Consider the following 21,232-nt stretch of genomic DNA (forward strand, 5'->3'; position numbering starts at 1 on the left):
ACTCGTACGAGTCGGCCGGAACACGGCCGGCCGACACCGGAGGAGAACACCATGTCGAACATCACGCTGAAGGCCGCCACCAACGCCAAGCTCTACGTCGGCACCTGGGCGAACACGGCCGTCACGGCGATGAAGCGCCGCAGCGACAAGGGCCAGGGCGCCGTCGAGTACGTGGGCGTGATCGTTCTGGTGGCGCTGATCATCGTGGCCATCGTGGGCACCGGTGTGGCGGACGACATCGCGGGTGGCCTGTCGGACAAGGTCAGCGAGATCCTCGACGCCGGCTGATCATGAAGCGTTCCCGTGAGGCAGGGCAGGCCGCTCCCATCTACATCACGATGGTGGCGGGCCTGCTCTTTCTCGCGCTCGCGCTCTTCGCGGTCGGTCAGGCCGGTGCGAAGCACAGTGGTGCGCAGTCCGCGGCGGACGCCGCGGCCCTGGCAGCGGCCCAGGAGTCCCGTGACGCCTTCGTCGTCGACACGGTCCTGGAGAATCTGCTGAACCCCGAGTTCTTGGACGACATCTTCAACGACGAGCCCCCGGGGTCACAGATCGGATGCCAGGTCGCGGAGCGTTTCGCCGACCGGAACGAGGCCGTTCTGGTGACGGACGGCCAGGAAGCCGGCTGCAGCGCCCTGTCGGACAGGTGGGGCTTCGAGGTCCACGTCAGGACCAAGAAGCCGATGGGTGCCACCATCCTGCCGGGAATCGCGGACAAGAAGGCCGAGGCATGGGCCACGGCGGTCGTGGAGTCCCGGTGCACCTTCGAGCCCGCTGAGGATGCTGAGGATGAGGAGAATCCGCCACCGGACGGCGACGAGTCGCCGGAGGACAACCCGGACGACACCGAACAGGTGTCGCCGGGCTCACTTGACTGTGGCGGCGATCCGTGGGAGATCGATCCGGAGCATCTCAACCTGCTCCCCGAGGCGGCCGATCTATTCTCCGTCCGACTGGCCCAGGACTGACCACCGCGAGTGAACGCAAAGGAACAGGATTAATGAGTCTGTGGCATGGGGCGAAGGCCCGTAGGGCGGCCGGGGCCGCTCTCGCTGTCGTGGCGCTGAGCATCTCCCTGACAGCCTGTGGGGGCGGCGACGCGGACAACAAGGACCAGGGCGCCGGGGCATCGTCCTCCGCTCCCGGCGACGACAAGCCCAAGGAGAGTGAGGGGAGCGGCGGTACCACGGTCCCCGACACCAGCAAGACCTTGGCAACGATCAACGGCAGCAATGGATTCCAGGTTCTGATCCATACGGCGGACCGGGACGAGGGCGGCTTTCTGACCGTCACGGGAACGGTCAAGAACACCGCCGGCGACAACCAGCAGGTGCCCCTTCAGTGGAACGGCCAGGAATCCCAGATCAAGGGCAAGGGCCGGTCGTTCGGTGGCATCACGCTCGTGGACAAAGCGGAGAAGAAGCGGTACTACGTCCTGCGCGACACCGACGGGAACCCGCTGACCACGACCGGCATCAGCCGTATGGACGGGGGAACCAGCGTGACGTTCTTCGCGCAGTTCCCTGCCCCGCCGTCCTCGACGACCCAAGTGGACATCCAGGTTCCGGTGATGCCCACCGCCACGATTGAGATCTCCTGATGCGTGCCACGACGCCCCGCGCACGCAGGGCATCCAGGCGCCCGGCGGCGACGGCACTCGCCGCGGCCGTGCTCTTCACCAGCGTGCAGTTCACCATGGCCGCGGGCGCCCACGCCGACGAGACCCCCAGTACGCCACCCGGCACCGAGTCGACCGCGCCTCCGCCCGAGGTGGACGGCAACGCCCCCGGCCTCAAGCTCCGCGCGGGCGCCACCCTCGCGCCCGCCAAGGTGCTCGACATCATCTCGGTCGTCGAGTCCGAGGGCGGTGAAGAGCGCCGCGAGGACACGAACGAGAACGTGAAGTTCGCGCTCCAGGCCGAGGTCCTCTTCGGCAAGGACAGCGCCAGGCTGTCGTCCGCCGCGAACTCCCGTATCGCCGCCATCGCCGAGGAGATCAAGAAGCAGAGCGCGACGAAGGTCCGGGTCTTCGGCTTCACGGACGACCTCGGCTCCGCCGCGCACGGGGACGTGCTCTCCAAGCAGCGCGCCGAGGCGGTGCACGGTGTCCTTCAGGGGCAACTGACCTCCGCCGGGATCACGTTCGAGATCCGCGGTTACGGCGAGCAGTACCCGATCGCGGACAACAGCACCGAGGAAGGCCGCAAGAAGAACCGCCGCGTGGAGGTCTCCTTCCCGCGCGGAGAGAGCCAGTAGGCTTCCGAGCCACGTGGTGGCGGGCCCGGAAGGCGACGAATTCCACGTCGCCTTCCGGGCCCGCCCGTCTTCCCGGCCCGCCCGCCTTCCTGGCGAACGACGCCACTTGGGACCTACTCCGCTAGGCCGCCGCCCGCTCTCCCACCGGCCGCCGCCGCAGCGACGCCTCGGTCAGCGGGCGCGGCTGCCACGCCCCGTCCGCGCGGTACAGGTCCGTACCCGGCGGTACGATCGCGTCGATCCGGTCAAGCGCCGCGTCGTCGAGTGTCAGGTCCGCGCCCGCGAGCAGGGACGTCAGCTGGTCCATCGTGCGCGGGCCGGTGATCACCGAGGTGACGGCGGGGTGCGCGGTGACAAAGGCCAGCGCGAGTTGGGGAAGGGTGCGGCCGAGATCGTCCGCGAGCGCGATCAGCTCCTCGACCGCCTCGTACTTGGCCGCGTTGCCCGGGATCTCCGGGTCGAAGCGGGCGGGGGCGAGGGCGGGTCGGCCGGTGGTCAGATCGGTCGGGACGCCCTTGCGGTACGCGCCGGACAGGAAGCCGAAGGCGAGCGGCGAGTAGGTCAGCACGCCCATGCCGGTGCGCTGGGCGACGGGCAGCACGGCGGCCTCGACGCCGCGAGCGAGCAGCGAGTACGGCGGCTGATTGGTGCGGAAGCGGTGCAGACCGCGGCGTTCGGCGACGTGATGGGACGCGACGATCTCCTCGGCCGGGAACGACGAGCAGCCGAAGGCACGGATCTTGCCCTGCCGTACGAGGTCGGTCAGGACCGACAGCGTCTCCTCGATGTCCGTCCGGTGATCCGGGCGGTGGACCTGGTAGAGGTCGATCCAGTCGGTGCCCAGTCGGCGCAGGCTCGCCTCGACCTCCTGGACGATCCAGCGGCGCGAGTTGCCGCCCCGGTTGGGGCCTTCGCCCATCGGGAAGTGCACCTTGGTGGCGAGGACCACGTCGTCGCGTCGGCCTCGTAGGGCTTTACCGACGATCTCCTCGGACTCGCCCGCGGAGTACATGTCGGCGGTGTCGACGAAGTTGACGCCGGCGTCGAGCGCCGCGTGCACGATCCGTACGCAGTCGTCGTGGTCGGGGTTGCCGACGGCGCCGAACATCATGGCGCCGAGGCAGTACGCGCTGACCTCGATACCAGTGCCGCCGAGGACGCGATAACGCATGGTGGAGCTCCTTTGTCGCCGGGTTCGTGGCGGACTCTAGGAGCTGGAGGCGGCTCTAGATCAAGCCTCCTATGCTGCTCGTATGACCGAACTGAGCATCGGCGACGTGGCCCTGCGCACGGGCCTCAGCGTGCACACCCTGCGGTTCTACGAGCGCGAAGGCATCCTCACCACCCCCGTGCGCCGAAATTCCGGCGGCCGGCGGCTCTACGGTCAGGAGCACGTCGACTGGCTCACCGTGTGTACCTTCCTGCGGGCATCGGGCATGCCGCTGCCGGAGATCCGGCGCTACACGGAGCTGGTCCGGGAGGGCATGGGCAACGAGTCGGAGCGGTTGGAGCTGATGCGCCGGCACCAGAAGCTGGTGGGGGAGCGGATCGCGCGGCTCGGCGAGTGCATGGACCTGATCAGCCACAAGGTGCGGGTGTACGAGGACATCGTGGCCGCGGGGGACCCCGGGCACGAGTGCGTGGGACCGGGGCCCGTGCAGCGGTGAGGGGGCGGTCCACAACCGGTCGGTGGACCCGCCCCCACACCGCGTGCGCGTTCGGAGGCTCAGAGCAGGTGGTCGGCCTTGCCGGCCTTGATCTCGCGGATCAGCTCGCGCAGGGCGTCGCGACTGTCGGTGAGGTAGTGGTCCTCCTGGCCGAGTACGGAGATATAGCCGTTGCCGTCCTCGTCCGTGCCTATGCGGAAGCAGTTGTTGCCCTCGCCGCAGAAGGCGTCTTCCCAGTGGATCTCTGACATGTCGGCCTCTCAGAGCTCGTGTGCGATCCCATGGATGAAGTCACGCGACTGTTCGGTGGTCAGAGCGTGCTCCTCCATCCAAGCGAAGTGAGCGCGGTATTTGGCGAGTTCGGCCTCCGCGTGGCTGAACACCGGACCATGGGCCGAGTCGAGCTGAACGGTGTCCAGCTGCGGCACCGGCCCCTCGGCGTAGAGGACGGCGTGACCCGCGCCCGGGAAGGCCCCGACCTGAACCGGCAGTATGCGCAGTTCGATGTTCTCGCGTTCGGACATGGTGCACAGATGCCGAAGCTGTTCGCGGGTGGCCCGGCGGCCCCCGAACAGCATCCGGAGCGCCGCTTCGTGTACGTACCCGACGTACCCCAGCGGGTCGGTCCGGTCGAGCACCCGCTGACGTTCACGACGGTGGGCCACACGGAGTTCGATGTCGGACGCGGGGAGCGGAGGGAGGACGGCGGCGAACACGGCGCGTGCGTAATCGCTCAGCTGAAGCAGCCCCGGAAGATGAACTGTCTGGAGCGTGCTCAGACGCGTGGCATGCCACTCCAGCTCGGCGATGTCCAGGAGCCCTTGCGGCAGTACGCCCCGGTACGACTCCCACCACCCCTTGCCCTTGGCCATCGCCATGGAGGCGAGGGCGTCAACGAGGGCCTTGTCCTCACACCCGTAGTTGCCGGACAGCGTACGTACGCGCTGCACGCTGAGCCCGGCGCGGCCGGACTCCATGTTGGGCACGTTGGTGCGCGGAACGTCCAGCAGCCCGGCTGCGAACTCCGTGGACATGCCCGCCGCCAGGCGCATCTTCCGCAATTCGGCGCCGAGTCGGCGTTGACGCTCCGTGGGTGAACTCCTCGGCGGCATATCGCCCCCTCCTGGTCGTTCCTGCCTGAGTGATCTCAGTCTGCCGGTGGAGTGCGTACGCGTTCCATCCAGAGCGTAGTACACGTACTCCCGAATGCTCTACAGTCGGTAACGCACCGCTCACGCAAATGGGTTGGAAGTGCATCACGCGGTCCTGCCCGCAACTCCTTCCCTGGGAGGGGCGGTTCCGCGTCAGGGAGACAAGCCACCGCTCAGCCGCGTCGCGGAATACGACCCAACTCGCCCCGTCCGAGGGAGACATCCATGCCGCTCCTGCGCGCCACGCACTGCCCGGTGGCCCAACCCGTCCTCGCCAACGCGGGCCTCGCCGGCCGCCACCGCAACCGGCCGCCCCGTCCCGAGGGCCTGGCCTACAGCTTCACCCTTCCCGGCGAACCGCATGGCGCGTCCACCGCGCGTACCGCGATCCGGTCCGCGCTGGACGTGCACGGGCTCGCCCCGTACGCGGACCTGGCCGCCCTCGCCGCCACAGAACTGATCGGTACGGCGGTCAAGCTGACGCCGGACCGGGAGGTCTATCTCTTCCTCCGCTACCGCGCGGGCACCCTCCGCCTCGTCCTCTGGGACCAGCACCCGCGCCACACCGACCCCGACGACGTGAGCCTCTGCGCGGAACGCCGCCGGGGCGCGCTCTGGCTGCTCGCCGCATGCGTCGGCGACTGCGGGGGCGAGTGGGGCACGGCCGAGGCGGAGCCGCCGCAGCGGGGGGTCAAGTCGTGGGCGGTACTGCCGTGCCGGCGCCCCGACGCGGGCGGGAAGCGTCTCTGAACCGGTCTTCGTCGGGTGGGGGCCCGGGGCCTGTCCGTGGGTCCCGGGCCCCGAAGGGGGTCCCATTGGCCGTCGCCGCCTCGCCCTTCCGCGACTTCGCGAGCTGGTTCGTACGGAGTTGGGTCCTCGGGCCCAAGACCCGGGAGGCGCGCGCCGATAACCTCGTGCTATGTCGCCATCGGGGGTAGTGCGTCATTTTCGTCGTGTCCGCCGTCGCGCGCGGAGGTTCGTGCCGCGTACCGACGTCAGGCTGCTCGGGCTGCGCCGGGCGCAGCGGGGGCAGGGGGCCGTCGAGTACGTCGGCCTCGTCGCGGTCGTCGCCGCGATCGTCGCCACGTTGGTGATGACCGGTGTGGGTCCGACGATCGCCGAGGGACTGAGCACGCAGGTGTGCCGGATCACCGGTGGCGACAATTGCGGTGGCGGGGGAGGGGGAGATACCGCCGCGAACCCGGAGGACCAGGGCGATCCCGCCTCCGACACCGGCGGCACCGGCGACACCGGTGGAGAGAAGCCGCGGACCCAGATCGATTACGAGGCCGCCCTCAAGGAACTCCAGGACGCCCAGGCCGCCGAGCGGGCCGACTCCGACAAGGCCAAGGAGGCCGCGAAGGAGCTGGCGAAGATCCTGGCCGACGAGCTGGGGATCACCGACGCCCTGGACTGTGTCACCAAGGGCGACATGGGCGCCTGTACGGAGACGCTTGTCAACGTGCTGCTCAGCCTCGTCGGCGGCGCCGTGGGCAAGCTCGCGGCGAAGTACGGGGCGCCGTGGAAGTGGAAGAAGGCCGTCGAGCTGATCAGAAAGCTGAAGAAGCACAGCGGCGATCTGTACGACGGCATCAAGGGCCTGATCAAGAACCGCAAACGCGTCAGTGAGGCCGAGGACAGACTCGCGGACGCGAAGCGGAAACTCGACGCGGAGAACAAGGGCAAACCCAAGGAGGGCGACAAGGACGGGGACAAGGAGACACCGGACAAGAAACCCACCACGTGCCCCGTCCGGCACAGCTTCCTGCCCGGTACGCCGGTGCTTCTCGCCGACGGCACGCGACGGGCCATCGACCGTATCCCCGTGGGCACCCACGTCCTCGCCACCGACCCGGTCACGGGTGTGACGGAGCCCCGTGCGGTCCAGCGGACCATCATCACGTACGACGACAAGCACTTCACCCGGCTCACCGTCCAGGACGGCGGCGTGCCGGCCCGCCTCACGGCCACGGACACGCACCCGTTCTGGCTGAGCGATGAACGCCGTTGGGCGGAGGCCGGCACCCTCTCGCTGGGCGACGAACTGCGCACGCCGACGGGCTCCACGCGTACGGTCACCGCCGTCGCCCGCTACACCCAGCGGCAGACCACGTACGACCTGACCGTCGCGGGCATCCACACCTACTACGTGGGGATCGGCTCGGCCGCCGCACTCGTCCACAACAACGACTGCGACATGTCCCCGGAGGACGTCGAGGCGGCCAGGAAGCCGAACGTCGGCGAGGGCGACGCCAAGAAGTTCAAGGATCACTTCCTGCGGCACAAGAAGCTCATCGAGGACGCCCTCGGTACGAAGTACAAGAAGCTGAAGGAGGACGGCCCCCGGTTCCGCGAGGACATCGGAAAAGCCATTGAGGACGGCACATTCGAGCTGGTCGGGAAGGGTACGTTGAAGAAGGGAGAGCCGGAGGGGCTGATCTATCGTGGCAAGGGCGTGACGGTCGTCCTGCGGGAGAACGGCGACTTCTGGACGGCGCTCAAGAGCGGTGAAGGACTCGACACCTCGATCGAGATCACCCAGAAGGTGCCGAAGAAGAAGTAGGCAGAGCAGCAGGCGACGAAGGGGCCGGGCCGGAATGAGCAGCCAGTGGCGGGCGGTCGAAGAGGCGCTCCGCGCCCACCATGTCCGCGATGTGCTTGTCCCGGGCTGGATCGACCGGGACGGCGACGTACCGGAGTTCCGGCCGCAGCCGATGGTCGTATGGCTGCGGCTGGACGATGGACTGCTGCGTTTCGAGTCCGCCGGCCAGTACGACCGGCTGGACTCCGCACTGGTCCCGGCCGTCAGTTGGGCGGACATCGGGGTACTGACCGACGCCGAGGACGAGGTGATCGTCGCCTCCTACGGCGAACAGCTCTTCGGTGACGGCAGGAGCGAGTGGCGCTGTACGCGGTTCCGGGTCTATCCGGGCGGTGGGGCGGAGTGCAGATGTCTCGCGCTGGACTTCGAGGGCGGTCACACGCTCTTCCTCGACCCCACCTGGACGTTCGGCATCCGGCTCGGCAACGAGGCGCAGGAGAAGTGCTGGGTGGAGTTGTACGGGGATGGTGCCTGCGGAGTCGAGACCACACTCGTGCCGGGCAGCTAGCCGAGCGGACAGCCGGGCAGATAGCCGAGCGGACAGGCTGGCAGGCAGGCGCGTTTGGGCCCGGACCCACGCGTGTACCGGGTCCCAGGGCCCATGACCCCGTGCCCCGGAGCGCATAGCGTCCCCCTCGCTGGAGTCGCGTACGTCCGGACCCGGGACACGGGAAACCGGACGCCCACGCGCGAGCCGCCGGAGTCGTCGACGGGGGAACGTGCACATGCTCTGCAACTTCTTGATCAGCCAACGGCTGGAACCGTCCGAGCTCGTCGCCGCGCTGGCGTACGCGACGGGGGTGCGGCCCGGCCAGGTGGATGTGTGCGCCGAGGTGGACAGTCAGGCCGCACGCGACTGGGAGGCGTTCGTCCTCTGTACGCACCACCGGGTGCGGGGCGATGTGGTGATGAGCCTGGACGTCCAGGTGCAGCCCGCGAGCGCCGCGTACGGCGCGCCCGAGACCGAGGCGGAGCTGGCCGTGGCCTTCGCCGCCCGTACGGGGGTCGCGGTGCTCTATCCGGACGCCGGCGCCGACCCCGAGACGTACTGGCTGGCCGCCCCGGCCGGCGGATCGCCCGCCACGGTGGTGACCCGGGCGCGGCTGGCAGCGGCCTCCGATGTCGCCTCGGCCGACGAGCGGCCGGTGTACACCGTGAACGCCGTGGAGACGGCGGTGGCCGCCTTCCCCGGCGCCGAGGTGACACCACTCGGCGCGCAGGCCGCCATGAACGTGCCGAGCGACACGACCCAGTGAGGAGCGACGGGATGAGCACGCGCACCGAAGGCAGGCGGGAGCGGGACATCCCCGGTCCGGGGCAGGACGCGCCGGGGCAGGACGCGCCGGGGACATTACGGCGTGGGGTCCTGGCCGCCGTGACCGCCGCGCTCGCGCTCGGGCTCATGGGCGCCTGCGGGGGCGGGGAGCACGGCGACGCGAAGGAAGCGGGCGACGAGACGCGGACCTCCCCGCCCGCTGCCTCCCCGCCCACTGCCTCCTCAGCGGTCGCCCCCTCACTCGCGGCGACCCCCCGCCCTGATCTCACCGGCGTCGGAGCGAGCGACGGAAAGGTGCTCACACAGGGCGAGTTGGACCGGGCGATCCTCGTCGACGGCGATGTGCCGGGCTTCACGTCCGGCCCGATGGACGCCCCGCCGCCACGGGGCGAGACCGCCGACCGGAGCGAGTGCCTGCCTCTCACCGCCGTACTCAACGGCAAGCCGGAACCGCTCGGGAAAGCCGTCGCGTACCGCCAGCTCGTCGGCCCCGAGAACGACCGCCCCGCCGTCTCCGAATTCCTCACCACCCACGGCGTACGGGACGCGAGCACCCTTCTCAACCGGTTGCGGGCGGCCGTCACGGCGTGTGCGGACGGGTTTACCGCCTCCGGCGGTGACGGCCCCTCGAAGTACACGGGCGTCAAGCCGCTGAGCCCGGTCAAGGCGGGCGACGACGCGCTCGCCTATCAGCTGACGGGGGACTTCGAGGGCGATCCCGTCCCGCTCGTCTTCCATCTCGTACGGGTGGGCGGCACGGTGGCCACCTTCTACACCGCGAACTTCGAGAACGGAGCGACACCGCCGATGCCGCCCGCCCTGCTCGCCGCCCAGGCCACCAAGCTCACATAGGCCACCGAGCCCACCTACGCGGAGCCCTCCGCGCCGACGCTCACACTCAGCCGCACCCCGGGCCGTACCCCCCACCGCTCCATCGCCCCGCCCTCCGCCTCCAGCACATGGCGGGCCCGCCAGCGCGGCAGGGGCATCCGGCCCGGCTTCAGCGTATGGACCTCGATGACGTTCAACTCCTTGTCCAGATACGCCACATCGATGGTGAAGCGCATCCTGAACGTGTGCACGCTGTTGCACGGGGTGATCAGCAGCGCGCCCGCCGTCCCGTCGCGCCCGAGCAGCCCGCGCCGCCGTGTCCCGTACGACGCGGCGATCTCCAGCTCCACCGGAGCGTCCTGCCCCGCGACCGTCAACTGCCCTGTGCCGTTACGCCAAGTGCCCATGGCCGTAGACCGTAGCGCCCGGAGTCCGGCCGCGCGCCCCCGGCCGCCGAGGATGGGTCCTGGGGCGCCGGGAGTGGGCCCCTGGACCCATGACCGCGCCCGGCGGGGGCCCTAGGGTCGGTGCTGTGTACGCCACGCTGATCGTCGTCGCCGTGCTCTGGGGCGCCGCCACCGGACTGCTCCTTCCGCGTGCCGCCTACCGGCTCTCCGTCGAGCCGGAGGACCCGTGGCGGGACAGCTGCCCGGCCGGACACCCGATCACGGGCCCCGCCGGAGGGTGGCTGGGCGTCGCGACGTGCACGAGCTGCGGGGTGGCCGAGCCGTCCGGTACGGCCGAGAGCTCCGGTGCCGACGTCAAAAGCCCTGGCGTCGGCACCGGCCGCACCGCCGCCGGTGCCGACACCAGATCAGCGGTCGGTTCCGCCGGTGCGGCGGCCGACGAATCCCGTACCCGTACCCGTACCGGTTCCCGCACTCGCACGCGCACCGGTTCCCGTGCCGGCGTCCGTTACGCGCCCGCCCTTCTCGTACCTCTCCTCACCGCCCTCGTCTGCGCGGTCCTCGCCGCCGCCACCGGCCCCCGCCCCGAACTCGCCGTATGGCTGCTGCTGGCGCCCTTCGCCGTTCTGCTGACCCTCGTCGACCGTGCCGTCCACCGGCTGCCGGACCAGCTGACCCTGCCGCTCGCGGCGGCGGCCGTCGTACTGCTGGGACTGGCCGCGCTGCTCCCCGACGGGGGAGAGGGCGGCACGGGCCCCGGTGGCTCGTGGCCGACCGCGCTGCTCGGCGGACTCGCGCTCGGCGCCTGCTACTTCGTGCTGTTCCTGATCAACCCGAACGGCCTGGGCTTCGGCGATGTCAAGCTCGCGCTCTCGCTCGGCGTCGTGCTCGGCTGGTACGGCTGGACGGTGCTGTTCGTCGGGGCCTTCGTCGGGTTCCTGCTGGGCGCGCTCTACGGGTTCGGGCTCATTCTGCTGCGCAGGGCCGGGCGCAAGTCCGCGTTCCCCTTCGGCCCCTTCATGATCGTCGGCGCGCTGGCCGGTATCGTCCTGGGCGCTCTCGCCGCCGCGTGACGGACCGCCGTACGGACCTCTCCGTCGACGGCTGGGACTTCTCCTGGCTGGACGTCGAGCGGTACCGCGACCGGCTCGCGGCGCTGCGTCTCCGTATCGAGGCCGAGGGGCCCTTCGTGGCGACCACGACGCGCTTCCTCATCGAGGCCGTCAAGCCCGGCCCCGGCCGCTGAGACCCCGACGTCAAGCCGGCTCCCACGCGGGGGTCGCTCCCGAGGGTCACGGCGCGGGGTGGCATCTACTCGCCACTCCGAGCGCCGGAACCCCCGAAATGCCTGGTACTACGGGCCTCACACGGCCAACCACCGTTTTCGAAGCGTCGGCACGGCCAGTCGCGGCGCCCACCACGAGTTATGAAGGGTTATGGTGGAAACCCCCCCTCGGGCCGGTCCGTATCCCCCCCCACGGACCGGCCCGTTTTCTTTTCACAGCCGGACAGCCGGACAGCCTGGGTGTCAGCCCCGCCCGGCCCAGATGTTCGTGCCCGCCGTGTCCACCGCGAAGCTGTCGATCTCCGCCAGCTCCGCGGTGGTGAGCTCCGGCCCGGCCAGCGCCGCGACGTTCTCCTCCAACTGCTTCGTACTCGACGCCCCGATCAGCGCGGACGTCATCCGCGGATCACGCAGCACCCACGTCAGCGCCAGCTGCGCCAGCGACTGACCGCGCCGCTGAGCGATCTCGTGCAGCCCGTTCAGCCGCCGCATGACCTCGTCCGACAGCAGGTCCGGGTCCAGGGACTTGCCCTGGGTGGCCCGCGACCCCTCCGGGATGCCCTTCAGATACTTGTTCGTCAGCAGCCCCTGGGCGAGCGGCACGAAGGAGATACAGCCCATCCCGGCCGCCTCCAGGGTGTCCAGCAGCCCGTCGTCCTCGGTCCAGCGGTTGATCATCGAGTACGAGGGCTGGTGGATGAGCGCGGGCACGCCCATCTCCTTGAGCAGCCCGGCCGCCTCGGCGGTCTGCTCCGCGGTGTACGACGACACACCGACGTACAGCGCCTTGCCCTGCCGCACGGCGGAGGCCAGTGCCCCCATCGTCTCTTCCAGCGGGGTGTTCGGGTCGAATCGGTGGGAGTAGAAGATGTCGACGTGGTCGAGCCCCATCCGCTTCAGGGACGCGTCCAGCGAGGACAGCAGATACTTACGGGAACCCCATTCGCCGTATGGGCCCGGATGCATCAAATAACCGGCCTTGGTCGAAATGATGAGTTCATCCCGGTAGGCCGCGAAGTCCTGCGCGAAGAGCTTGCCGAAATTCAGCTCGGCCGATCCCGGGGGCGGTCCGTAGTTGTTCGCGAGATCGAAGTGCGTGATGCCGAGATCGAAGGCGCGGCGCAGGATCGCGCGCTGCGAATCGAGGGTCCGGTCGTCGCCGAAGTTGTGCCAGAGGCCGAGCGAGATCGCGGGCAGTTTCAGGCCACTGCGTCCGCTGCGCCGGTACTCCATGGAGTCGTACCGGTCGTCGGCTGCGAGGTAAGAGGGAAAATCAGTCACGCTTCTCTGCTTATCACGTACTTGTGACAGACCGGGTTGGGTCCCCGTGGGGCCCGCGCAGTAATGTGACGGCTTCGGGGTCCCCGGGCCGGCCCCAGGATCCCGTCAGTGGACGCGCCGGTCCCCATGGAATCGAGAGGGTGGACTCAGTGAACCTGCGCGACCTGGTGTATCGGCTCTACGCACGCCGGGTGGAAGGCCGTCTCGACCACACCCAGGTGCCCAAGCACATCGGAGTCATCCTCGATGGCAACCGTCGCTGGGCGCGGGCGGCCGGCGGCACGGCCGAGCAAGGACACAAGGCCGGCGCCAACAAGATCCAGGAGCTGCTCGGCTGGTGCTCGGAGACCAATGTCGAGGTGGTCACCCTGTGGCTGCTCTCCACGGACAATCTCGACCGCCCCGAGAACGAGCTGACCCCCCTCGTCGGCATCGTCGAGAACGCGGTCCGCGATCTGGCGGCCGACGGCCGCTGGCGCGTACATCACGTCGGCACGCTCGATCTGCTGCCCGCCCATACGCAGACCGTTCTCAAGGAGGCCGAACAGGCCACCATCGGCAATGAGGGAATACTCGTCAATGTCGCCGTGGGTTACGGCGGCCGACAGGAGATCGCGGACGCGGTCAGCTCCCTTCTGATGGACCACGCGAGCAAGGGCACCTCATTCGAGGACCTCGCCGAGATCGTCGACGTCGATCTGATCTCGTCCCATCTCTACACCCGCGGCCAGCCGGACCCGGATCTGGTCATCCGCACCAGCGGTGAACAGCGTCTCTCCGGCTTCATGCTCTGGCAGAGCGCCCATTCGGAGTACTACTTCTGCGAAGTCTTCTGGCCGGCCTTCCGTAAAGTCGACTTTCTGCGTGCCCTGCGCGATTACGCCGCACGTCACCGGCGCTACGGGACCTGACCTCCCCCTTCTCCCGTAAGGACGCCGCGAGCCGACCATGTGGCGCCGCCCGGTGCCCGGCCGATTCCGCCGGGTCGGCCCGCCCGCTTCACCCACGGTTCATCCACCGTCCGCCCTACGCCCTGGCATGGCGGCGCGTGTTCGAGGGAATACCTCCCCCAGGTCGACGTCCAAAACAAGTCAGTGGGCGTCGGATCTCAGCGGACGGCATGGGGCCGTCCGCCCGGGAGGCCCTTTGCACCAGGACGACCGTGCGTCGAGTCGTACGGGCGACATGGAGGGCCGGAGTCCGGCCCGCGCATGGGGTCAGGACCCGGCCCACCCGCCCGCGACGCCGTCGCACCCCGACCTCATCCGAGGGGGTACGTCCTTCCGTGGTGACCAGCACAAAGCGCCGCATGCCCGACAGGCGCACCTACGTTCTCGACACCAGCGTCCTGCTGGCCGATCCGAACGCCATGTCCCGCTTCGACGAGCACGAAGTGGTGCTCCCGATCGTGGTGATCACGGAGTTGGAGGCCAAGAGACACCATCCGGAGCTCGGCTACTTCGCCCGGCAGGCGCTGCGCCTGCTCGACGACTTCCGCATCCGGTTCGGCCGTCTCGACGCCCCCATCCCCCTGGGCGACCTGGGAGGCACGCTTCGCGTCGAGCTCAACCACTCTGATCCCGGCATCCTGCCCGCCGGCTTCCGCCTGGGGGACAACGACTCACGGATTCTCGCGGTGGCCCGCAATCTGCAGGCCGAGGGATACGACGTGACGGTCGTCTCCAAGGATCTGCCCCTCCGTATCAAGGCGTCATCGGTCGGGCTGCTCGCCGAGGAGTACCGCGCCGAGCTCGCCATCACCGAATCCGCCGGCTCCTCCGGCTGGACGGGGATGAGTGAGCTGTCGCTCGCCGCGGACCAGGTGGACCTTCTGTTCACCGAGGACTCCCTCTATGTACCCGAGGTGAGCGACCTGCCCGTGCACACGGGTCTGGTGCTCCAGTCCGAGCGCGGCAAGGCGCTCGGCCGGATCACCGCGGAGGGCCATGTCCGGCTCGTCCGCGGGGACCGCGAGGCCTTCGGGATCCATGGCCGCAGCGCCGAGCAGCGCATCGCCCTCGATCTCCTTCTCGACCAGGACATCGGCATCGTGTCCTTGGGCGGCCGGGCGGGTACCGGCAAGTCGGCGCTGGCCCTCTGCGCGGGGCTGGAAGCGGTCCTGGAGCGCAGACAGCATCAGAAGGTGATGGTCTTCCGGCCGTTGTACGCGGTCGGCGGACAGGAACTGGGCTATCTGCCCGGCACCGAGGCCGAGAAGATGAGTCCGTGGGCGCAGGCCGTCTTCGACACGCTCTCCGCGGTCGCCGGCCGTGAGGTCATCGAGGAGGTACTGGGGCGCGGCATGCTCGAAGTGCTGCCGCTCACGCATATCCGCGGCAGGTCCCTGCACGACGCGTTCGTCATCGTCGACGAGGCCCAGTCCCTGGAACGGAACGTACTGCTGACCGTTCTGTCCCGTATCGGGGCCAACTCCCGGGTGGTACTCACCCATGACGTCGCGCAGCGCGACAATCTCCGTGTCGGGCGTTTCGACGGAATTGTCGCTGTCGTCGAGAAGCTCAAAGGCCATCCGCTCTTCGCGCATGTCACGCTCACGCGCTCCGAGCGTTCACCGATCGCCGCGCTCGTGACCGAAATGCTGGAGGACGGTCAGATCTAACCCCGTATCACCACACTTGGCGCCGCCCGGCGAAAGCGAAGCAGCTTAGCCGGGCGGCGCTGTGCCGCGCCGCTATTTCCGTGATTCTCCTGTGGCAAACAAGGTGTGAGCTTTCCCACCCAACGAAGAATTGCCACCCGCCGTTACCTTCCGGCAGAGTCTTGCTTCCGTCAGGCCCCGCATGCGGCACACGCGCATCTTCAGAGATGTGGCACCACACAACTCAACAACTGCCGCCGCATGTCGCCCGCGCACCACGCGGCAGTCCCCGCAGGGGGGTTGCCCACCGGGCCCGTGTCTCCCGTGACCCCGCAGTACGGAGACCAGTGCCAGGGGCACGATTGCGTCCGCGAGGTCACGTGTGCGGATGTTGCTGGAAGGACACCGTGTGAGCCGGATCTCGGTCCGGGGATTCGCCGTGGCATCTGCCACTGCGGTCACCACCGTTGGCGCTGTCGTGGGTGTTGCCTCGGGCGACCCCCAGGTCTCGGACGATAATTTCGAAACGGCCGCAGCCGACATGACGCTCCTCGCTGACATCCCCGCGGGCCAGCAGGCCCAGGTGCAGACCGCGTCGCTGACGCAGCAGGCCGAGGTACAGGCCGCCGCGGCCGACGCGACCGCGAAGAAGTCGGCGGAGGAAGCGGCCCGTATCCAGGCTGCCAAGGACGCCAAGGCGAAGAAGGAGGCCGCCGACGACGCGGCCGAGCGCGAGCGCGAGGCGAAGGAGGCCAAGGAGCGCGCGAGCCGTGACGAGGCCCGTACCCAGACGGCTTCCGCCGGTTCCTTCACCACGCAGTCCTCGTACACCGTCGCCGAGGTCAAGGCGATCGCACGGCAGATGGTCCCCGCCGACCAGTTCCAGTGCTTCAGCAACATCGTGAACCACGAGTCCACCTGGAACTACAAGGCGCAGAACCCGTCTTCCGGTGCCTACGGTCTCGTCCAGGCGCTGCCCGGCTCCAAGATGTCCTCGGCCGGCGCCGACTGGCAGACCAACCCGGCCACCCAGATCAAGTGGGGCCTGAACTACATGGACGGCCGTTACGGCAGCCCCTGCGGCGCCTGGTCGTTCTGGCAGGCCAACAACTGGTACTAGGCACCCCCCGGCGCACCAGGCCGGGTGAGTCGGCCGAAACCGGTTCCGCAGGCGCTCAACCTCACGAAGCCCCCCGCCGTCCTACGGCGGGGGGCTTCGCGCGTGTACGGTCGATTCGAACGTGCTCCGGGGGGAGTGAGTTGGGGACAGCACAGGGGGGAAGAGGAAGTCTCATGTCGAAAGTGCCCGCATGGCTCGGTCAGGTCGGCGCCGAGCTGACCCGTATGGGCGAGCGCCTGGACCAGCGGAGGGCGGAGGCCGAGGAGGAGGAGCGGCCGGTCCCCCGGACCGCGCCCGAGAGCGTTCCCCCTCCTCCGGCGTACGCACCCTCGGTCGCGGCCAAGCCGGATCCTGTCTCCGCCATCCCCTGGGGGATGCGGGTCGCGGGCGAGGCCGCCTGGCGGCTGCTCGTCCTCGCCGGGCTGCTCTATGTGCTGATGCGGGTCATCGGCGCCGTACAACTGGTCGTCATGGCCTTCGCCGCCGGTCTGCTGATCACGGCGCTCCTCCAGCCCACGGTCGCCTGGCTCAAGCGGTACGGGATGCCGCGCGGACTGGCCACGGCCCTCACCGCGGTCGCCGGATTCGTCCTCATGGGGCTGGTCGGCTGGTTCGTGGTGTGGCAGGTCATGGAGAACATCGACGATCTCTCCAACCGGGTCACGGACGGCATCAACGAGCTGAAGCGCTGGCTGCTCGACAGCCCGTTCCATGTGACCGAGGGCCAGATCAATGACATCGCGAAGACACTGAGCGATGCCGTCGGTTCCAACACCGAGAAGATCACGTCCGCCGGGCTGCAGGGCCTGACCGTGATCGTCGAGTTGCTGACCGGCATCGTCCTCGCGATGTTCTCGACGCTCTTCCTGCTGTACGACGGCAGGAAGATCTGGCACTGGACGCTCAAGCTCGTCCCGGCCCAGGCCCGTGAGGGTGTGGCGGGAGCCGGGCCGCGTGCCTGGACCACCCTGACCGCGTATGTGCGCGGCACGGTACTGGTGGCGCTCATCGACGCGCTCTTCATCGGTCTGGGGCTCTACTTCCTCAATGTCCCGCTGGCCGTGCCGCTCGCGGTCTTCATCTTCCTCGGTGCCTTCATCCCGCTGGTGGGCGCGCTGGTGTCGGGTGCGCTGGCCGTGGTCGTCGCGCTGGTCACACAGGACGTGTTCACGGCGCTGATGGTCCTGTGCGTGGTCCTCGGAGTCCAGCAGATCGAGGGGCATGTGCTCCAGCCCTTCATCCTGGGCCGTGCGGTGCGGGTGCATCCGCTCGCCGTCGTGCTCTCCGTCGCGATCGGCAGTCTGGTCGCGGGCATCGGCGGGGCGGTGGTGGCGGTGCCGGTGGTGGCCGTCACCAATACGGTGGTCGGCTATCTCCGGGCGTACAGCGCGGAACAGGCCCTGCCGAAGTCACCGGCGCAGGACCCGGCCTCGTCGTCGTCCCCCTCGTCCGCCTCCGCCTCCGCGTCCTCGCCCCCGCCCCCGCCTTCGTCCCCGTCGTCCGGGGAGGCTCCGGAGGTTCCGGCCGCGGCGCCGTCGGCCAAGCCCGCCACCGCCGAGGCCGGGGACGGCCGGGAGTGATCTCCGAGCCGGAACTGGAAGGCGAGGACGGCGGCGCTCCCCGGCCGCCCGACGGGTCCGAGACGGTCGGCGCCGGAGGCGACGACCTGGCGCATCGGCGGAACTCGCCGGCTCTGCCGCCGCGCCGCGTACGGTGGCTCTGGGCCCTCGGCGGCGCGGTGGTCGCCTCCGCCGTCTGGGCGGGCGGACTGTACGCGTACGACCGGACGGCAGCGGATCTGGGCGGCTACCGGATCAGCGAGGACCTGTGCCTCGACGCCGATCTGTCCGCGCTCTCCAAGCTCCTCGGCCCAAAGCGCTCCCCGCAGCCCGCGGTGGAGGAACAGCACGCGATAGACCGGTCCTTCTGCAATGTCACGATGATGAAGGGACGGCCGCACGAGGTGAAGGACGACGCCCTGCCGTCGTCGTACTCGTCCGTCGTCGTCAATTACACCCTGCACAAGGAGACCGACCCGGCTCCTGAGTTCGACGCGACACTGACTCCGCTCGCCGTCTCCCGGACCGTCGACCGCAAGACCAAGCGCATCCCGGAACTGGGCGAGCGCGCCTATCTGATGACGGATTCCGCCGGATTCACCCCGGAGCTGAAGGTCCTCGACGGCCGGGCCGTGCTCTCGATCGAGGTCATGAGCGAGTATGTCGCCGAAGGTCCGCACGGTGCCGGACAACCGGTGAAGCCGGAGCGGGTCGACCCCGCCGCCCTCGAACTCGCCCTGGTCGAGGACATGAAGACGCTGATGGCCGCGGTCAAGAAGTGACCGGGCGGACACGCTGACGGGTCCGGCCCCCCGCCCGCCACGGCTGGGTGGCGGGCGGGGGGCCGAACCGTACGCACGCGCCGTCGGCGCGGTGCTGGGAACAGGCCCTACTCGGCGAGTACCGACCCGGCGAGCACGGCCTCGGCGTCGAGCGTCGTGCCGACCGCCTGGATCACCGCGGCGATCTTGAAGGCTTCCTGGATCGTCTCGCGGTCCACACCGGCCGTACGGAGCACCTGCTCGTGCGAGTCGAGGCACTGGCCGCAGCCGTTGATGGCGGAGACGGCGAGCGACCACAGCTCGAAGTCGATCTTCTCCACACCCGGGTTGCCGATGACGTTCATCCGCAGACCGGCCCGCAGCGTCCCGTACTCGGGGTCCGACAGCAGATGCCGGGTCCGGTAGAAGACATTGTTCATCGCCATGATCGCGGCGGCCGACTTGGCGGCGGTGTACGCCTCGGCGCTCAGATTCGCCTTCGCCTCCGGCTCCAGCTCGCGCAGCACGCGCGCCGAGCGCGAGGCGATCGCGCAGGCCAGCACCGTGCCCCAGAGCTGCTGCGCGGGCAGCCCGCTGTTGCCGATGACCGAACCGAGGTTCAGCCGCAGGTCCTTGGCGTAGTCCGGCAGGGCCGACTTCAGTTCATCGAGGGCCATCGGGAATCACTCGCCCGACAGGAGCTTGACGGGGTCGAGGGTGTTCTCGCCCTTGTTCCAGTTGCACGGGCACAGCTCGTCGGTCTGGAGCGCGTCGAGCACCCGCAGGACCTCCTTGGGGTTACGGCCCACGGAACCGGCGGTCACCATCGTGAACTGGATCTCGTTGTCCGGGTCGACGATGAAGACGGCGCGCTGGGCGAAGCCGTCCGCGCCCTCGATGCCGAGGTCGCGCATCAGCTCGTGCTTGGAGTCGGCGAGCATCGGGAAGGGCAGGTCGCGCAGGTCCGGGTGGTCCTTGCGCCAGGCGTGGTGCACGAACTCGGAGTCGCCGGAGAAGCCGAGGATCTGGGCGTCACGGTCGGCGAACTCGTCGTTCAGCCGGCCGAAGGCCGCGATCTCGGTCGGGCACACGAAGGTGAAGTCCTTGGGCCAGGCGAAGACGACCTTCCACTTGCCCTCGTAGGTCTTGTGGTTGATCTCCTCGAACTCCTTGCCCTTCTCCAGCGAGACACAGGCGGTCAGTTCGAACGAGGGGAACTTGTCACCAACGGTGAGCATGGGCGCTCCTTGCGGGGGCGGGAAGTCCCTTTTGGGGTCTTCCGGGCGGTAGGACGGCTCACTGATGGTGGCACAGTCGGCATTGATCAAAGAAATAGCTAGACTCGGTCGCCGTGATCGGAGGTACCTATCAGTGAGGTCGGTTCAGTGGCGTCGGTGTCCGTCGTGCAGCACATCAGACAGCCGGGCGCGCGGGGTAAACAGCCCAGCCTGTCCCAGCTGCGCGCCTTCGCGGCGGTGGCCGAGCATCTGCACTTCCGGGACGCGGCCGCCGCGATCGGGATGAGCCAGCCGGCCCTCTCCGGTGCCCTCTCGGCGCTGGAGGAGGTTCTTGGCGTACAGCTCGTGGAGCGTACGACCCGCAAGGTACTGCTCTCCCCGGCCGGCGAACGGCTCGCCGGCCGGGCGATGGCCGTACTGGACGCGGTGGGCGCGCTGGTGGACGAGGCGGAGGCGGTACGGGCGCCCTTCACCGGGGTCCTCAGACTCGGTGTGATCCCGACCGTCGCGCCGTATCTGCTGCCGACCGTGCTCCGGCTGGTCCACGAGCGCTACCCGGAGCTGGACCTCCAGGTGCACGAGGAGCAGACCTCGTCCTTGCTGGACGGTCTGGCGGCGGGCCGGCTCGACCTGCTGCTGCTCGCCGTACCGCTCGGACAGCCCTCGGTGACCGAACTGCCCCTGTTCGACGAGGACTTCGTTCTGGTCACCCCCGACGGCCATCCCCTCGGCGGCTGCCACGACCTGCCGCGCGAGGCGCTGCGCGAACTGCCGCTGCTGCTCCTGGACGAGGGGCACTGTCTGCGGGACCAGGCGCTGGACATCTGCCGGGAGGCGGGCCGCGCCGACGGTCTGCCCGTGACGACCACGGCGGCCGGCCTTTCGACGCTGGTGCAACTCGTCGCGGGCGGCCTCGGGGTCACACTGCTGCCGCGTACGGCCGTACAGGTCGAGACCGGCCGCAACGACCGGCTCGCCACGGGATACTTCGCGGACCCCGCCCCGGCGCGCAGGATCGCCCTGGCGATGCGTACGGGGGCGGCGCGGGGCGGGGAGTTCGAGACCTTCGCGGACGCGCTGCGTGAGTCCCTGCGGGCGCTTCCGGTACGTCCGAGCGCGTCGCCGGAACCGCCGCGCGTGCCGCGTCAGGGCTGACGCCGCCCCCGTCACCGCCGTACCGCCCCCGTCACCGCCGTACC

At 69.4% G+C, this 21,232-nt stretch carries 24 protein-coding genes and 1 pseudogene; 18 read left to right on the top strand and 7 right to left on the bottom strand.

Going from position 1 to position 21,232, the window contains the following annotated elements:
• Positions 1-51: 51 nt before the first annotated feature.
• The 4 genes from AB0M67_RS20045 to AB0M67_RS20060 all read left to right on the top strand — a co-directional run bounded on the left by AB0M67_RS20045 (position 52) and on the right by AB0M67_RS20060 (position 2,256).
• The gene (locus AB0M67_RS20045) at positions 52-288 is read left to right on the top strand and encodes a hypothetical protein (protein ID WP_365747167.1); all 237 of its coding nucleotides are present in this window, start codon (positions 52-54) and stop codon (positions 286-288) included.
• 2 nt (positions 289-290) lie between these two features.
• Positions 291-968 (top strand): pilus assembly protein TadG-related protein, encoded by a 678-nt coding sequence (locus AB0M67_RS20050; RefSeq protein ID WP_365747169.1) that lies wholly within the window; start codon positions 291-293, stop codon positions 966-968.
• Between the two features lie 32 nt (positions 969-1,000).
• Complete coding sequence (locus tag AB0M67_RS20055; RefSeq protein ID WP_365747171.1) at positions 1,001-1,600, top strand: hypothetical protein; 600 nt, start codon at positions 1,001-1,003, stop codon at positions 1,598-1,600.
• Between the two features lie 95 nt (positions 1,601-1,695).
• On the top strand, positions 1,696-2,256 hold the full coding sequence (locus AB0M67_RS20060; RefSeq protein WP_365747439.1) for an OmpA family protein: 561 nt from the start codon (positions 1,696-1,698) through the stop codon (positions 2,254-2,256).
• 121 nt (positions 2,257-2,377) lie between these two features.
• Here AB0M67_RS20060 and AB0M67_RS20065 read toward each other — a convergent pair whose 3' ends face one another.
• The gene (locus tag AB0M67_RS20065) at positions 2,378-3,427 is read right to left on the bottom strand and encodes an aldo/keto reductase (RefSeq protein ID WP_365747172.1); all 1,050 of its coding nucleotides are present in this window, start codon (positions 3,425-3,427) and stop codon (positions 2,378-2,380) included.
• 82 nt (positions 3,428-3,509) lie between these two features.
• On the opposite strand from AB0M67_RS20065, the gene AB0M67_RS20070 reads away from it, so the two are divergent.
• Entirely contained in the window at positions 3,510-3,923 is a 414-nt protein-coding gene (locus AB0M67_RS20070; protein ID WP_365747173.1) for a MerR family transcriptional regulator, read from the top strand.
• A gap of 59 nt (positions 3,924-3,982) precedes the next feature.
• On the opposite strand, the gene AB0M67_RS20075 is transcribed toward AB0M67_RS20070, so the two are convergent.
• Positions 3,983-4,174, bottom strand: a complete 192-nt coding sequence (locus AB0M67_RS20075; RefSeq protein ID WP_365747175.1) for a hypothetical protein — start codon at positions 4,172-4,174, stop codon at positions 3,983-3,985.
• A gap of 9 nt (positions 4,175-4,183) precedes the next feature.
• Positions 4,184-5,035: a helix-turn-helix transcriptional regulator gene (locus AB0M67_RS20080; protein ID WP_365747177.1), complete on the bottom strand. Its 852-nt coding sequence runs from the start codon at positions 5,033-5,035 to the stop codon at positions 4,184-4,186.
• Between the two features lie 264 nt (positions 5,036-5,299).
• Here AB0M67_RS20080 and AB0M67_RS20085 point away from each other — a divergent pair, with 264 nt between their 5' ends.
• From AB0M67_RS20085 to AB0M67_RS20105, 5 genes are all read left to right on the top strand, one after another.
• Positions 5,300-5,824, top strand: a complete 525-nt coding sequence (locus AB0M67_RS20085) for an ATP-binding protein (protein ID WP_365747178.1) — start codon at positions 5,300-5,302, stop codon at positions 5,822-5,824.
• Between the two features lie 229 nt (positions 5,825-6,053).
• Entirely contained in the window at positions 6,054-7,637 is a 1,584-nt protein-coding gene (locus AB0M67_RS20090; RefSeq protein WP_365747180.1) for a polymorphic toxin-type HINT domain-containing protein, read from the top strand.
• 34 nt (positions 7,638-7,671) lie between these two features.
• Positions 7,672-8,184: a hypothetical protein gene (locus AB0M67_RS20095; RefSeq protein ID WP_365747182.1), complete on the top strand. Its 513-nt coding sequence runs from the start codon at positions 7,672-7,674 to the stop codon at positions 8,182-8,184.
• A 217-nt stretch (positions 8,185-8,401) separates the two neighbouring features.
• Positions 8,402-8,932 (top strand): hypothetical protein, encoded by a 531-nt coding sequence (locus AB0M67_RS20100; protein WP_365747183.1) that lies wholly within the window; start codon positions 8,402-8,404, stop codon positions 8,930-8,932.
• Between the two features lie 11 nt (positions 8,933-8,943).
• Complete coding sequence (locus AB0M67_RS20105; RefSeq protein WP_365747185.1) at positions 8,944-9,804, top strand: hypothetical protein; 861 nt, start codon at positions 8,944-8,946, stop codon at positions 9,802-9,804.
• Positions 9,805-9,818: 14 nt separating this feature from the next.
• Here AB0M67_RS20105 and AB0M67_RS20110 read toward each other — a convergent pair whose 3' ends face one another.
• Positions 9,819-10,190, bottom strand: a complete 372-nt coding sequence (locus tag AB0M67_RS20110; RefSeq protein WP_365747187.1) for a DUF192 domain-containing protein — start codon at positions 10,188-10,190, stop codon at positions 9,819-9,821.
• Positions 10,191-10,315: 125 nt separating this feature from the next.
• On the opposite strand from AB0M67_RS20110, the gene AB0M67_RS20115 reads away from it, so the two are divergent.
• Complete coding sequence (locus AB0M67_RS20115; protein ID WP_365747189.1) at positions 10,316-11,263, top strand: A24 family peptidase; 948 nt, start codon at positions 10,316-10,318, stop codon at positions 11,261-11,263.
• Positions 11,264-11,316: 53 nt separating this feature from the next.
• Positions 11,317-11,436 (top strand): annotated as a pseudogene (locus tag AB0M67_RS20120) (SAM-dependent methyltransferase); the annotation flags it as partial.
• A gap of 282 nt (positions 11,437-11,718) precedes the next feature.
• Here AB0M67_RS20120 and mgrA read toward each other — a convergent pair.
• The gene (gene mgrA / locus AB0M67_RS20125) at positions 11,719-12,756 is read right to left on the bottom strand and encodes an L-glyceraldehyde 3-phosphate reductase (protein ID WP_365747190.1); all 1,038 of its coding nucleotides are present in this window, start codon (positions 12,754-12,756) and stop codon (positions 11,719-11,721) included.
• A gap of 149 nt (positions 12,757-12,905) precedes the next feature.
• Here mgrA and AB0M67_RS20130 point away from each other — a divergent pair, with 149 nt between their 5' ends.
• The 5 genes from AB0M67_RS20130 to AB0M67_RS20150 all read left to right on the top strand — a co-directional run bounded on the left by AB0M67_RS20130 (position 12,906) and on the right by AB0M67_RS20150 (position 18,816).
• Complete coding sequence (locus tag AB0M67_RS20130) at positions 12,906-13,667, top strand: isoprenyl transferase (RefSeq protein ID WP_351421443.1); 762 nt, start codon at positions 12,906-12,908, stop codon at positions 13,665-13,667.
• 374 nt (positions 13,668-14,041) lie between these two features.
• Positions 14,042-15,376 carry a PhoH family protein gene (locus AB0M67_RS20135; protein ID WP_365747192.1) on the top strand — a complete coding sequence of 445 codons (1,335 nt, stop codon included), beginning with the start codon at positions 14,042-14,044 and terminating at the stop codon, positions 15,374-15,376.
• A 388-nt stretch (positions 15,377-15,764) separates the two neighbouring features.
• On the top strand, positions 15,765-16,475 hold the full coding sequence (locus tag AB0M67_RS20140) for a transglycosylase SLT domain-containing protein (protein ID WP_365747194.1): 711 nt from the start codon (positions 15,765-15,767) through the stop codon (positions 16,473-16,475).
• Between the two features lie 173 nt (positions 16,476-16,648).
• Positions 16,649-18,055 carry an AI-2E family transporter gene (locus AB0M67_RS20145; RefSeq protein WP_365747196.1) on the top strand — a complete coding sequence of 469 codons (1,407 nt, stop codon included), beginning with the start codon at positions 16,649-16,651 and terminating at the stop codon, positions 18,053-18,055.
• Entirely contained in the window at positions 18,052-18,816 is a 765-nt protein-coding gene (locus tag AB0M67_RS20150) for a hypothetical protein (protein WP_365747198.1), read from the top strand. Before AB0M67_RS20145 ends, AB0M67_RS20150 begins: the two co-directional genes overlap by 4 nt.
• Before the next feature lie 107 nt (positions 18,817-18,923).
• On the opposite strand, the gene AB0M67_RS20155 is transcribed toward AB0M67_RS20150, so the two are convergent.
• Positions 18,924-19,472: an alkyl hydroperoxide reductase gene (locus AB0M67_RS20155; protein WP_365747200.1), complete on the bottom strand. Its 549-nt coding sequence runs from the start codon at positions 19,470-19,472 to the stop codon at positions 18,924-18,926.
• A gap of 6 nt (positions 19,473-19,478) precedes the next feature.
• Positions 19,479-20,033, bottom strand: a complete 555-nt coding sequence (locus AB0M67_RS20160; protein ID WP_365747202.1) for a peroxiredoxin — start codon at positions 20,031-20,033, stop codon at positions 19,479-19,481.
• Between the two features lie 156 nt (positions 20,034-20,189).
• Here AB0M67_RS20160 and AB0M67_RS20165 point away from each other — a divergent pair, with 156 nt between their 5' ends.
• A complete protein-coding gene (locus AB0M67_RS20165; RefSeq protein ID WP_365747204.1) occupies positions 20,190-21,188 on the top strand; it encodes a LysR substrate-binding domain-containing protein in 999 nt (332 codons plus the stop codon).
• The last annotated feature ends 44 nt before the right edge of the window (positions 21,189-21,232 follow it).

Source organism: Streptomyces sp. NPDC051662 (assembly GCF_040681655.1).
In the GTDB taxonomy this organism is placed as follows: Bacteria; Actinomycetota; Actinomycetes; order Streptomycetales; family Streptomycetaceae; genus Streptomyces.